The following is a 13344-nucleotide window of genomic DNA, read 5'->3' on the forward strand; positions in this document are numbered from 1 at the left end:
TTATATTCACAACTGTTTGAGGTAAATCCAGTCACCTTGAACTTGGGCGATCGCACCACCAGGAAATGGATCACTCTGCGAACGGTTTGGTGCACTAATTAAAGCGATTAGTTTTTCTATTTGCTCAAAGGTGCAACCACTCTGAATGATTTCTTGTAATACCTGACGCATGACGCGACGCTGTAGCGCCAGTGGTGCTTTCTGTAATACGCGACGGTTTAGCTTTATTGAATATGGATTATAAAGATTTCCTTCCTCACCTGTTGATGTTACCATCGCCTCTTTTCGCAACTGATAAGCAGCTTGTTCTAAATATTCCACTTCTGCTTGCAAAATTTCAGCAGTCTGGGCAAGAACTGATTCAACTTGAGGGTTGAAATTTTCTTGCAAATATGGTAATACATTTTGACGGATGCGGTTACGTGCAAATTTCAAATCTTGATTTGTTGAATCTTCCCAAACAGGAACCAGAAAATCTTGGCAAAATTGCCCAGTTTGCATACGAGTTATTTCTAGCAGTGGGCGTACAAGCAGGATGCTGTTATCCAGCAGCCTTTGCCATGTTAATGCTTGCAAGCCATCAGCACCTGTACCGCGAATTAAGTTGTAAAGTAGAGTTTCAGCGCGATCGCTGGCTGTGTGACCTGTAACAATGCAATGAAATTGATTTTCCTGGGCGATCGCACTCAAAGCTTGATACCGCCAGTTGCGTGCAGCAGCTTCGCTTTTTAAAGGTTCGTTAGCTGTTCGTAAATAAAATGAGACACTCCAATTTTTTGCCAAGTTTTCTACATGCTTGGCATTTGCTTGGGAGTCAGAACGCCAGCAATGGTCGCAGTGGGCAATACTGAGATACCATCCCCATTTTGGTTGTAAATCTAACAGTATTTTGATCAGACACAAAGAATCTTGTCCACCTGAAACTGCAATGAGTAGTCGTTGGTTGCGCTCAAATAGGTGACGGGAGCGGATCGTGCGGTGTAATTTTGCATGGAGAGGAGTCCAAGGAGTGCGATCTGCCTTTGGCAGCAAGCTTCGCTTATCGCTCATTTAGGAATTTAAAGTTCGGGGGCTATGGTGAGAAGAGGAGGGAGGGAGAGGGGGAAGTGAACTGAAATGATAACTGGTAACTGATTCAGTCATGGAAGTGACAAAGAATTGTCATTGACCCGTCATATTAGCTTGCTAGAGTTATCTCAAGGAAAAATTAAGTTTGCTCCTATCACCACAGTTTATGCTCTCTTGTATGGTAGTTAGCAAGGGAGCATTTTTATAGCATATATTTATTCACACCACGCCGTTTATTTTTTATGTTACCTGCCATGGGTTTTTTCTCCAAACTGCGTCCATTCATTTTGATAGTCTTTTTTATAAGCTTCCTCTTAAGTGGAGTGCTATCAGGAGGCTATTTTAGCAATGCTGCAACACCAAGTGCAGTCACACCTGTGTCTAGTTTTGCCCTCACTCAGGGGGTACGTAAAACAGTATTAAAAAATGGTTTAACAGTCTTAACTAAAGAAGTCCACACTGCACCTGTGGTGAGTGTGCAGGTTTGGTATCGAGTTGGTTCGCGCAACGAGAAAGCAGGAGAGAATGGTATCTCTCACCAGCTAGAGCATTTGATGTTCAAAGGAACCACAGATCGTCCAGTACAATTTGGTCGGCTGTTTAGTGCTTTGGGAAGTCAGTTCAATGCTTTTACGAGTTATGATGAGACAGCTTATTTTGGCACAGTGCAACGCGACAAATTAGAAGCACTAGTCACCTTAGAAGCCGATCGCATGGAAAGCGCGTTAGTTGGAGCTGAACAACTGACAAGTGAGAAGCGTGTCGTCATCTCAGAATTACAAGGATACGAAAATTCTCCAGGCTATCGCTTAAATCGGGCTGTGATGCGAGCAGCTTTCCCGAAACGAGCTTATGGTTTACCTGTAGGAGGTACAAAAGCTGATGTACAGCAATTCACACTGGAGCAGGTACGCAATTACTACAATACCTACTACAGCCCTGACAATGCAACCCTAGTTATTACGGGGGATTTTGCCACAGAACCCGTGCTGAAAACTGTCCAAAAAACTTTTGGGAAGCTACCAAAACGGGCGAAACAAGACAACCAGACTAAGGGGAATTCTTCAAAAACAGGTTCTCCCTCCTCGAATAATACTTCCACTCCTAAAACAACGCCTTCTCCCTCCTCGAATAATACTTCCACTGCTAAAAAATCACCTATTGTCTTAAAAGAGCCAGGAAGCGCTGCATTATTGCAAGTCGTTTATCCTCTACCAAATCTTACTCATCCAGACGTACCTGCAATTGATCTGATGGATGTGATTCTCACGGGCGGACGTAGCTCACAGCTTTACCAAGCTTTGGTAGAATCAGGCTTAGCAAGCTCGGTGGGTGCAAGTCCTTCAGAACTCATTGAACCAGGTTGGTACGAAATTAATGTCACAGCTGCTCCCGGTCAACAGCTATCAAAAATTGCCCTGGTACTGGAACAGTCTTTAACTAAACTACAACAAAAACAAGTCACGGCAGAAGAATTAAACCGAGCGAAGACGCAACTCCAAGCTTCCTTTGTACTCGGGAACCAAGACATCACCTCTCAGGCGACGCAACTAGGATATAACCAAACTGTCGCTGGGGATTATCGTTATGTTGAGGGGTATCTTAAAACAATTGCCAAAGTCACAGCAGCAGATGTACAGCGAGTGGCGAAAACTTACCTCAATCCTGCTAAACAAACTATCGGCTTCTTTGAACCGACTTTACCAGGTGGTAAGCCAGGGAGTTCCAGTGGTGGTTCTAATCGCACTGTAGAAAACTTCAGTCCTGGTAAGCCTGTCGATCCAGCAGAACTTGCCAAATATCTCCCTCCCGCAACATCAGCCACTGCTTCGACTCAACAACCGTTGCCAGAGCAATTTATACTCAAAAATGGGTTACGCGTTTTCCTACTGCCTGATCACAGTGTCCCGACCGTTAATCTCAGTGGACAAATTGATGCTGGTGCCGAATTTGATACTAACCAGAAAGCAGGTTTAGCAAGTTTCGTTGCTAGCAATTTAATCAATGGAACTCAAACAAAAAATGCTCTAACTCTAGCAAAAACGTTGGAAGATAAGGGAGTAAGCTTGGGATTCAGTGCTAGTCGCGAAGGAGTTGGTATTAGTGGAAATGGGTTGTCTGCTAATTTGCCGATATTAATTCAAACTCTGGCAGATGTGGTACAAGATGCTACCTTCCCAGACAAGCAGCTAGAACTTACTCGTCAGAGAGCTTTGACAAGTCTGAAAGTACAGCTCGATGATCCTCGGGGATTGGGACGACGGGTCTTTCAGCAAGCAATTTACCCGGAAAATCACCCGTTTCATAGCTTTCCTACAGAAGAAAGCTTAAAAAGCGTGACTCGTGCTGATGTGCTTCGCTTCTACGAGGAACACTACCGCCCGGACACGACAACGATCGCCCTTGTTGGTGATTTTGACCCAAATCAAGTCAAAGCTTTACTGAATAAAGCTTTCGGGAAATGGCAAACTCAGGGTAAGCCACCGACTCTTAACTTACCTCAGGTGTCTTTACCGCAAACAATGAAACAGTTGAGTTCAGTGATTCCCGGTAAGACGGAAGCTGTGACTTACATTGGTTATAATGGCATCTCGCGCAAAGACTCTCGTTTCTATTCTGCTTTGGTACTCAATCAAATTTTGGGCGGCGATACCTTGTCTAGTCGCTTGGGTACTGAGGTGCGCGATCGCCAAGGTCTAACCTACGGTATCTACAGTGGCTTTGCCACAGGTGTCAATCCTGGTCCATTCTTAATTCAGATGCAAACTGCCCCAGGAGATGCCCAAAAGGCTATTACCAGCACTCTAGCTTTACTCAAGCAGTTGCGAGAGCAAGGAATCACTGAGGCTGAATTGAATACAGCGAAACGCTCAATAACCAACAACTACCCTGTAGAATTAGCTAATCCTGGTAACGTAGCGGGCATGATTTTAGAAAATGCCGTTTATGGTCTTTCTCAAGCAGAAATCCGAGAATTCCCCAAGCGAATTGAAGCAGTGACTCCGGTTCAGGTGCAGCAGACAATTCAAGAACTTATTCATCCAGATAAGCTAGTGATTGTCACGGCTGGACCTGGAGCTTAGGTCAAGTATGTAAGGATAAATATTCAGCAACCCAGTGTCTGAAGACACTGGGTTGCTGACTAACGACTGGTCAAATTTAAAACGAGCGCGGCAGGGTTCGAACCTGCGACCAACGGATTAGAAATCCGTGGCTCTATCCACTGAGCTACGCGCCCAATCAAAATAACTGGCTTGTTGCACAGTCAGTTTCTATATTATATCTGTGAACCTAAGGAAAAGGCAATCAAAAATTATTGCAGATTTCACCTTGGCGAAGCTAAGATCCAAGTCGTCGCAAGAGTGAGTCAATGAACAAACAGCAAAAACAAAGCAAATGGCATATTGGTTAGTCATTGGCGTGAGTGTGGTAGCAGTTTTACCCTGAAATTGACTGGTTCAGTTTCATAAAAACTGTCTCCTGAACTATTATTCAGCCAAAAAACTGTTAGAGTGCATTTATACTGTAAAGTTCTATGAGTAGCGCTGACACCAAGTTACACTGTCTCAAAACTATGTTCTTCACTCAAGGCATTGTCCCAGGTCTCCTTAGTTGGAGTCTGCTAGCACTTCTACACTCTTTGGTGTTTAGTGGTAGAATCTCAAATTCACTCTTGCTCCTAAAGCGTGCTGAGTGGTCTGTTGTTGGAACACATATTTTTGAAGCAATAGCTTATCTGGCTGCTGGTGTCTTATGCTTAAGAAATTGGCGCAGTCCACAAATTCCTAGTGGTTATAGTGTGTGGTTAGTCATCAGTATCGCTATGCTTTTATATTTCCAAAGGAGAGATATTTGTCAGTTGTACAGAAATAGTCTTGCAAGAAGAACTTATCGTTTCCCTTGCCGATCTGTTTTTTGTGATCACTTATTTTTCTCTGGAGATGGGCATGACGCGCTTTAAATGGACCACAATAGGTGTTACTAACTATCAAAATAGAAAGATATTTAGAGGTATTTTGGGCGTGGAATTGAGTTTTATTTGGCATGGGCGCTATTGGTGGAATACGACGCATCATTCATCCGTTCGCAACGTGTCAGTGGAAGAAAAACAGTTTAGAAATTTGTGGTGTCTACCGTGAGAAAACTAACAGAACCAGATAAACACGAAATTCTCAAATTATACCGCGAAACTGCCGAAACGACCTCAACTTTGGCAGAACGCTATGACGTGAGTAACTCGACGATTAGCCGCTTACTCAAAAGTACTCTGCCAGAAGATGAGTATGAATATCTTGTGTCTTTAAAGCGTGCTGCAAGAACGCCTGAAGGAAGGGCACAGGTTAATTACGACAATTTGCCTGCGTTTACCAACCAGCCACAAGAAGATCAGACACAAAAGCAAGAAGTATTATCTCCTGTTGTTGAGCAAAATGTCGTTGAGACTCAGCCCCAGAGGGTATCTCCTGCTCAACGCCAGATACCCAAGCCAAAAGACTCTCCTGCACCACAGGTTTCACCCCTTCGGCTTGGTGCAGTCGCTCCTGGGGGAAACCCCCAAGACCTCGGCGACTACCCGCAAGAAGAACCAGTCGTGGCACAAAACTTGCACTTTGTGGAACTTGATGAGCCAACTCATCCTAGCAGACGATTGAAGCGGCGATCTTCAGCTCCAACTAAACCAATTTTACCAATCCAACAAGCGCGATCTGAGCAACCAGTTGCCGAGCAATTGGAACTTCTGGAACAAAAACCTCCAGAAATCACCAGCATTCCTAGTCCGCTTTTGGAAGATACACATCCAAACGCTAACGTCATTGCGGAAATGTTTGGCGAAGACTTACTAGATGAGTCAGATGATTTGGAGGATTTAGATGATGATGATGATGATGACTATGACGAAGAAGACTTTGAACCAGCTGCACCTTTGGTCACAAGACCAAGGTCGGGTGACGCATTAGTAAAAGTCTTACCACTCTCAGCAGCGGCTTTACCCAAAACTTGTTATTTAGTCATAGATCGTTCCTCAGAATTAATCACTCGTCCATTGCGGGAATTTGGCGACTTGGGACAAATTCCTAGCTTGGAAACTCAACAAAGAACCTTACCTGTGTTCGATAACCATCGAATTGCAAAGCGCTTCTCAACTAAGCGCGATCGCGTGATTAAAATTCCTGATACAAAAATGCTACACAAGGCTCGTTATCATCTACAGGCAAAAGGAATCACTCGACTGTTAATTGATGGTCAAGTTTACTCCTTGTCTAGTGTTTAGTTATTAGTTTGATTCCAAAACAAGCCTCCCACTCTACTCAAAAATTTTGTAGAGTAGTCCGGACAGATGCACACAGAACAGATAATTTATTTGCCTTTATCTGCACGCCACATGCTTCAACGGGGGGAACCCCCGCAACGCAGTGGCTCGTTTTTCTGCGTGCATCTGCGTGCATCTGCGGTTTCAAGTAGCCCCAAACCTCGTTTTTTCCCAAATCTAATGTGCCGTTCTATAAAAGGCAGCTAACTCCGTTCATCAAAAAGTGGCAATAAGTCCTTGCCATATAGTTGAATCATGCTATGTTGATATTACGTACACTAAGTTTTTTGTTCAAAGATGGTTCATAAACCTAACAAGTCTCAAGATTTGGAGTCGTGGCAACAAGTCCGTGCACCATACGGTTTAGGTTACCGGATTAAACTCCTCTCACAACTGTTAAGTCGCAAGTTGACTGAGCGGTTGGAGCCGTTTGGACTAACCCCTTTTCACTGGGTAGTGCTTTGCTGTTTATGGGAGGAAGACGGTTTACCGACTTCTAGTATCGGGGAAAAACTGCAACAGGTGGGAGGTACCTTAACTGGCGTATTGGACAGAATGGAAGAAAGAGGTTTGATTCGTCGAGAACGTGACTGTCGCGATCGCCGAATCTGGCGTATTTGGCTAACCGATGCAGGCAAAGAACTGGAAACAGTCTTGCCAGCTATTGCAGTAGAAATTCGCGAGCAAGCTATGCACGGTATTTCCTATGCTGAACGAGAACAGTTTTCCCAACTTCTGAATCAGGCAATCGATAATTTATCGTAGAGTCATTCATCTGGATGAGGCGCTTTATTAGGTCTTTTCTGTAAAATATTACGTATACTAACTAAATAACTATAAAATAACCTTATTTAAATATTTAGCACACTAAATTTATAACGGGCAAAAACGATACTGAGGGGCTTAACTATCATGGAACGCACAAACAACACCAACTCCAACGGACGTAACGGACACAAAACAGCAGTTCTGGAGAAAGAACTCGTTAAAGACATAGAGACTTTGGAAGCTTTAACATCAGAAAATTTGACCAATAAAATGCCAGCAGAAACACTCGTCAAAGCTGATCTACATACCCAACCTGAAACGGCGGACAAAGAAGCCAAACCCCAACCGCCGGAAACACCTAAGAAGAAAAAACCGATTGCCTTGATTTTGACAGCATTGGGTGTGGGTGCTGTAGCTGCAGGAGGTTTTGGTTATCATTGGTGGCAGTATGCTTCTACTCACCAAGAGACAGACAACGCTCAAGTTGCAGGACACCTGCACCAAGTCAGCGCCCGCATTCCTGGAACTATAAGTCAAGTTTTGGTAAATGATAACCAGGAAGTCCAACCAGGACAATTGCTGGTAACACTCGATCCACGCGATTATCAAAGCAAAGTGCAACAAACTGAAGCCGCGCTACAAAATGCTCGTCGTCAGGCGCAAGCCGCACAAGCAAATATTAACTTAGCCTCAAAAACAACCAGTGCTAAGACAGTTCAGGCACAAGGAGATGTTAGCGGTGCTGTCGCAGCAATTTCCACAGCGCAAGCAGCGGTACAGGAAGCAGAAGCTGGGATTCCCGCCGCACAAGCTGAGGTGAAACAGGCAGAAGCTGGGATTCCCGCCGCACAAGCGCAAGTTGCACAAGCAAACGCCAATTTGCAAAAAGCGCAAGCTGATTACAACCGTTACAACACCTTGTCTCAACAAGGAGCAATTCCCCGTCAGCAATTAGACACTTCTAAGTCAGCGTATGATGTGGCTGTAGCGCAAAAGGATGCTGCTATTCAAGGAGTTAACCAAGCGCAAGCACGATTAGCCGCCGCCAGAGTTGGGGTAGCAAAAGCACAGTCGCAACTAGCGCAAGCACAAGAAGGAGTGGTGAGTGCGCAAGCAAAACTGGCAGCATCTAAAGGTGGATTGCAACAAGCAACTGCAGGCGGGGAACAAACAACAGTCAACCGCAACCAGTATGAAGCAGCAAAAGCAGCTATCGCTCAAGCGGACGCATCCTTGAAAGACGCGCAGTTGCAGTTATCCTACACCAACATTACCGCTCCTGCTGCTGGACGCGTGGGGCGCAAGACAGTGGAAGTTGGCAACCGGGTACAAGCAGGAACACCTTTAATGGCGATTGTCAATGATGATTATTGGGTCGTTGCCAACTTTAAAGAAACTCAGTTGGAAGACATGAAGCCAGGAGAAGAAGTTGAGATTAAACTCGATGCTTTTCCTCATCATACCTTTAAGGGTCGCGTTGATAGTATCTCGCCAGCTTCCGGCGCACAGTTTGCCCTCTTACCACCGGATAACGCCACAGGTAACTTTACGAAAATTGTGCAACGTGTTCCTGTGAAAATTGTTTTCGACAAAGAAAGCATCAAAGGTTATGAATCGCGGATTACACCGGGAATGTCAGCAGAAATCAGTGTAAAAGTCAAGTAGGACGAGGTGATAGGGTACAAGGAAAAATTTGTTCCTAAAACCTCTTCCAAAAGCAGTGGTATTCCTTTCCACCTGTAGAGAGGGGTTAGGTGTAGTGTCAAATGATATCTATGAAAGGATATTTAATTTGTATAAAGTAACCCTTGAATGAACGCACAAGCAACTAGAAAGAGTCCACTGTTACCGGCATTCAGGTCAAGAAACTACCGTTTGTTTTTTGCTGGACAAGGCATTTCCCTTATTGGCTCGTGGATGACGCAACTTGCCACGATTTGGCTAGTTTATCACTTAACCAACAACCCATTTATGTTGGGGGTTGTTGGATTTACCAGTCAAATTCCTAGCTTTTTTCTAACTCCCTTAGGTGGGGTATTTGTGGATCGTTTTTCCCGTCATCGTATTCTTATTGGCACGCAAATACTAGCGATGATTCAGTCGCTGGCGCTAGCAGTGCTGACTTTTACAGGCATGATTCAAATTTGGCACATTATCGCCTTGAGTTTACTGCAAGGATTTATTAATGCCTTTGATGCACCAGCAAGACAAGCATTTGTAACAGAGTTAGTGGAACGCAGAGACGATGTAGCAAATGTCATAGCCATCAACTCAACAATGTTTAATGGCGCGCGCTTGATTGGACCTGCAATTGCTGGTTTACTCATTGCCAGAGTCGGCGCAGCTTACTGTTTTTTAATTGATGGTTTAAGCTACATTGCTGTGATTATCGCTTTGTTAGCGATGAAATTTAAGCCTTGGAAAACTACAGTTACTGGCGGCAATCCTTTGCAAAATTTTAAAGAAGGGTTTGTGTATGCCTTTGGTTTTCCACCAATTCGAGCAATATTATTATTAACAGCTTTCTTCAGCTTTTTCGGAATGCAATACACCGTTATCGTTCCGATTTTTGCAGAGGAAATCCTCAAAGGTAGCGCAGAAACTCTAGGTTTTTTGATGGCTGCGTCGGGAGTCGGAGCATTAGCAAGTGGTATTCATTTAGCTACGCGAAAAACAGTTATGGGACTTGGTAAAGTGATTGTTTTGGGTCTAGCAATTGCAGGAATTGCTTTGATTGCCTTTTCCTTGTCGCGCTTGCTTCCACTTTCTTTACTAGCAATGTTGTTTGTTGGTTTAGGAGTAATTCTCGTAATTGCCGGTAGTAACACAGTTTTACAAACCATTATTGAAGAGGAAAAGCGTGGACGGGTCCTGAGCTTATACACAATGTCATTTTTGGGAATGATACCCTTTGGTAATTTAGCTGCAGGTGCATTAGCCCATCAAATTGGTGCTCCTTACACTTTAATTATTGATGGTATTGCTTGTATTTTCGGGTCTATCTATTTTGCCAAACAGTTGCCTGAGTTAAGAAAAATGGTACTCGCAATTTATGAGCAAAAGGGTATATTAGCAACTGCGAAACCTTAAAAAACTCACTTAAGAATTACTAACAAGGTTCAGTTAGGGTAGAAAATAGAAATATATCTCTCATTCAATACCTGGAGTACTGCTGTGGCTGAAACAAATGCAGTTGACAACCAAGGAAATCAAGGTTCTATACAATCTTCCTCGAATCAACAAATACCGCTCAGAACTTGGATTGGCGTTCTTGCGAGTATGCTAGGCGCATTTATGGCGGTACTGGATATTCAAATTACCAACTCTTCGCTACAAGATATTCAGGCAAGTTTGGGGGCAACTTTAGAGGAAGGTTCTTGGATTTCTACTGCTTATTTGGTGGCGGAAATTGTGGTCATTCCTTTAACCGGATGGTTGTCACGGGTGTTTTCCCTAAGACGGTATTTGTTAGTTAACACCGCCTTATTTATCTTTTTCTCTGTATGCTGCGCTTGGTCATGGGATCTCAATTCTATGATTGTTTTCCGCGCCTTACAAGGCTTCACCGGAGGGGTTTTAATCCCTACCGCCATGACGGTTGTACTGACCACTTTACCACCATCCAAGCAAGCAATTGGGTTAGCTGCGTTTGCGATTACAGCCGTTTTTGCACCTTCAATTGGTCCGACATTCGGAGGTTGGTTAACAGAAAACTTCAGCTGGCACTACAGCTTTTACATAAATGTAGTTCCAGGAGTGTTGATGCTTGCTGGGGTTTGGTATGGAATTAAGCAAGAAAGACCCCAATTACAATTGTTAAAACAAGGCGACTGGTGGGGAATTATTTCAATGGCAATTGGGTTAGCTTCCCTGCAAGTTGTTTTAGAAGAAGGTAGCCGCAAAGATTGGTTTGGTTCAGCGTTAATTGTACGCTTGAGTATATTGGCGGTGATTTTCCTAACAATCTTTTTCTGGATTGAATTAACTCGCAAGCAGCCATTTATTAATTTGCGATTGGTGCGATATCGTAACTTTGGTTTAGCAAGTATTATCAATGTTTCTTTGGGAGTGGGATTGTATGGTTCAATTTATATTTTGCCGCTGTATCTAGCTCAAATTCAAGGATATAATGCTCTGCAAATTGGTCAAGTGCTGATCTGGGCGGGAATTCCGCAACTGTTTATTATTCCCTTTATTCCAAAAGCGATGCAACGTATTGATGTGCGGTTGATGGTTGCTGTGGGTGTGGCTTTATTTGCAGTAAGTGCATTCATGAATTCCAAGATGACTTATCAAACGGGATATGACCAATTAATTTGGTCGCAACTTGTTCGCGCAATGGGACAACCATTGATTATGGTACCCCTAACCTCTATCGCCACTTCTGGTTTGAGTCCGAAAGAAGCAGGTTCAGCAAGCGGTTTATTTAATATGATGCGTAATATGGGCGGTTCTATGGGAATTGCAGCATTAGCGACTCTACTAACTAATAGAGAGCAATTTCATTCCAATAGATTAGGTGAATCAGTATCTTTATATAACCCAGCTACTCAAGAGAGAATTAACCAAATGACTCAATATTTTGTCAGTCGTGGTTCTGATTTGAGTACAGCACAAGACCAAGCCATAAAAGCTATTGACAACATAGTGCGTCGTGAAGCTTTCGTTAACGCTTTTAACGATTGTTTCTACTTTATCGCAATTGCTTTGTTACTTAGCGGTCTTGCTGTTTTATTCATCAAAAAAGTTAAGGTAACGGGTGGTGCTGTTGCTCATTAAATCTACTGTACTTCGCTGGATATAACCTTCAAAAAGGGTGAGAGCAAGATAAAAAAGCCTACGAATTATTTCACAAAATTTATACCATTTCTGTATGATAGCTTGCCCGTAAAGTGCCATAGTTGCGGCACGAACTTATCAGGAACGAACCGCTAAAAATCTTTATTTTATAACTCTAATTTGATAAAAAGTTTCTCGGTTCCAGAGAATTTAAATATTACGGTTATTATTTGTTATCTACTTACCTCCATACTTCTTGAGGATGAATGCAACTTCTCTCAAAGGCAAGATGCATAATCTGAAAAATTGCATCATGATTTGAGTCAAAGAATTAACTTGTGCTCCTGTGCTGTTGTCAAAAAACGCTTAGCAGGATTCTTTCTGGCTGACGAGAAATCACAGAAAACCTGTCACGGTTATTGCAGCAGTACGTAGCAAAAGCAGGGTGATGAGGAAACACAATGAACACGACGACAAACCTAGAGCGTAAAAAAGCATCGCTTCCGGTGGCAGTATTTCTCTCAGCGTTGCTCACACTACCAGTGCTTAGTGGTTGCGGTGGAGGTTCTCGAACTGCTGCGCCGCTACCGCCTGTTGACGATACTGCTGGTAGAAATGTGGGTTATCCACAATCTCCAAACCAACCCCAACAGACTAAGAGGGGATTGACAACAGGGCAGAAAGTGGCGATAACTTTGGTGGGAGCAGCTGCGCTTTACTACTTGTACAACCAGCGAAAGAACGCTAGAGGAAACGGAGCGCAGGGTAAGTACTACCTTTCTAAGAATGGGCGTGTATACTACCGCGATGATCAAGGTCGTCCTCATTGGGTAACACCTCCATCCGAAGGAATTCGAGTTCCAGAGTCACAAGCGCAGCAGTATCGGGATTTCAAAGGCTACAATGGGCGTACGACAGGTCGCGATTTGACTGACATCGCTCCACAGGAAGCGCCGACATACTAAAAATCACATCTAGTGTTGCACTAAAGACCCCAAAAGGATAGAAGCCAAAAGGATAGAAGCCATAATTAACCACAAATATCAAAAGGAGATAAGTCATGGTAGACGACTTTATTCGCAAGGCGAAGGATTTTTTGGGTGGTGGGTCAAACGAAGATGACCGCGAAGTACGTCCAGCAAGTGAAGACCCATACGGCGACCCCGCTGACCAGGATTACTACAGTAACGCCATCCCCGCCAGCCAAGACCCCTACGGCGACCCTGCAGACCAAAATTACTACGGTAACGCCATCCCCGCCAGCCAAGACCCCTACGGCGACCCTGCCAATGACTACGGGCAGTTTGGCAATGTTCGCCCAGCAAGTGAAGACCCCTACGGCGATCCAGCAGATGAGGATTACCGTTAACGCACAAAAAACAAATTTCTGCTTATGACAGTAAAGTCCAATACTGACT

Annotated in this window: 10 protein-coding genes and 1 tRNA gene; 9 read left to right on the forward strand and 2 right to left on the reverse strand. The window is 43.9% G+C overall.

Annotated features, from left to right (window positions below):
• Nucleotides 1–6: 6 nt before the first annotated feature.
• Nucleotides 7–1050, reverse strand: a complete 1044-nt coding sequence (gene tilS, locus DP116_RS04520; protein WP_169154035.1) for a tRNA lysidine(34) synthetase TilS — start codon at nucleotides 1048–1050, stop codon at nucleotides 7–9.
• A 272-nt stretch (nucleotides 1051–1322) separates the two neighbouring features.
• Between tilS and DP116_RS04525 the strand changes: the two genes are divergently transcribed.
• The gene (locus tag DP116_RS04525) at nucleotides 1323–4151 is read left to right on the forward strand and encodes a M16 family metallopeptidase (protein WP_169154036.1); all 2829 of its coding nucleotides are present in this window, start codon (nucleotides 1323–1325) and stop codon (nucleotides 4149–4151) included.
• Between the two features lie 82 nt (nucleotides 4152–4233).
• Here the strand turns inward: DP116_RS04525 and DP116_RS04530 are convergent.
• Nucleotides 4234–4306: transfer RNA gene (locus tag DP116_RS04530), tRNA-Arg, on the reverse strand.
• Nucleotides 4307–4943: 637 nt separating this feature from the next.
• On the opposite strand from DP116_RS04530, the gene DP116_RS04535 reads away from it, so the two are divergent.
• The 8 genes from DP116_RS04535 (at nucleotide 4944) to DP116_RS04570 (ending at nucleotide 13295) form a co-directional block, all read left to right on the forward strand.
• The gene (locus DP116_RS04535) at nucleotides 4944–5207 is read left to right on the forward strand and encodes a hypothetical protein (RefSeq protein ID WP_169154037.1); all 264 of its coding nucleotides are present in this window, start codon (nucleotides 4944–4946) and stop codon (nucleotides 5205–5207) included.
• Nucleotides 5204–6340 carry a transposase gene (locus tag DP116_RS04540; RefSeq protein ID WP_339381618.1) on the forward strand — a complete coding sequence of 379 codons (1137 nt, stop codon included), beginning with the start codon at nucleotides 5204–5206 and terminating at the stop codon, nucleotides 6338–6340. Before DP116_RS04535 ends, DP116_RS04540 begins: the two co-directional genes overlap by 4 nt.
• A 336-nt stretch (nucleotides 6341–6676) precedes the next feature.
• Nucleotides 6677–7144: a MarR family winged helix-turn-helix transcriptional regulator gene (locus DP116_RS04545; RefSeq protein WP_169154038.1), complete on the forward strand. Its 468-nt coding sequence runs from the start codon at nucleotides 6677–6679 to the stop codon at nucleotides 7142–7144.
• 147 nt (nucleotides 7145–7291) lie between these two features.
• A complete protein-coding gene (locus DP116_RS04550; protein ID WP_169154039.1) occupies nucleotides 7292–8812 on the forward strand; it encodes an HlyD family secretion protein in 1521 nt (506 codons plus the stop codon).
• Between the two features lie 147 nt (nucleotides 8813–8959).
• Nucleotides 8960–10237 carry an MFS transporter gene (locus DP116_RS04555; RefSeq protein ID WP_169154040.1) on the forward strand — a complete coding sequence of 426 codons (1278 nt, stop codon included), beginning with the start codon at nucleotides 8960–8962 and terminating at the stop codon, nucleotides 10235–10237.
• Nucleotides 10238–10321: 84 nt separating this feature from the next.
• Complete coding sequence (locus DP116_RS04560; RefSeq protein WP_339381619.1) at nucleotides 10322–11926, forward strand: MDR family MFS transporter; 1605 nt, start codon at nucleotides 10322–10324, stop codon at nucleotides 11924–11926.
• A gap of 461 nt (nucleotides 11927–12387) precedes the next feature.
• On the forward strand, nucleotides 12388–12891 hold the full coding sequence (locus DP116_RS04565; protein ID WP_169154041.1) for a hypothetical protein: 504 nt from the start codon (nucleotides 12388–12390) through the stop codon (nucleotides 12889–12891).
• A gap of 95 nt (nucleotides 12892–12986) precedes the next feature.
• Complete coding sequence (locus DP116_RS04570) at nucleotides 12987–13295, forward strand: translation initiation factor (protein WP_169154042.1); 309 nt, start codon at nucleotides 12987–12989, stop codon at nucleotides 13293–13295.
• Nucleotides 13296–13344 lie beyond the last annotated feature (49 nt).

The organism is Brasilonema bromeliae SPC951 (assembly GCF_012912135.1).
GTDB classification, from domain to species: domain Bacteria; phylum Cyanobacteriota; class Cyanobacteriia; order Cyanobacteriales; family Nostocaceae; genus Brasilonema; species Brasilonema bromeliae.

Bases quoted from the DNA above. Each gene is read 5' to 3' on its own strand.
- tilS (WP_169154035.1), bottom strand. From the start codon at position 1,050: ATGAGCGATAAGCGAAGCTTGCTGCCAAAGGCAGATCGCACTCCTTGG.
- DP116_RS04525 (WP_169154036.1), top strand. From the start codon at position 1,323: ATGGGTTTTTTCTCCAAACTGCGTCCATTCATTTTGATAGTCTTTTTT.
- DP116_RS04545 (WP_169154038.1), top strand. From the start codon at position 6,677: ATGGTTCATAAACCTAACAAGTCTCAAGATTTGGAGTCGTGGCAACAA.
- DP116_RS04550 (WP_169154039.1), top strand. From the start codon at position 7,292: ATGGAACGCACAAACAACACCAACTCCAACGGACGTAACGGACACAAA.
- DP116_RS04555 (WP_169154040.1), top strand. From the start codon at position 8,960: ATGAACGCACAAGCAACTAGAAAGAGTCCACTGTTACCGGCATTCAGG.
- DP116_RS04565 (WP_169154041.1), top strand. From the start codon at position 12,388: ATGAACACGACGACAAACCTAGAGCGTAAAAAAGCATCGCTTCCGGTG.
- DP116_RS04570 (WP_169154042.1), top strand. From the start codon at position 12,987: ATGGTAGACGACTTTATTCGCAAGGCGAAGGATTTTTTGGGTGGTGGG.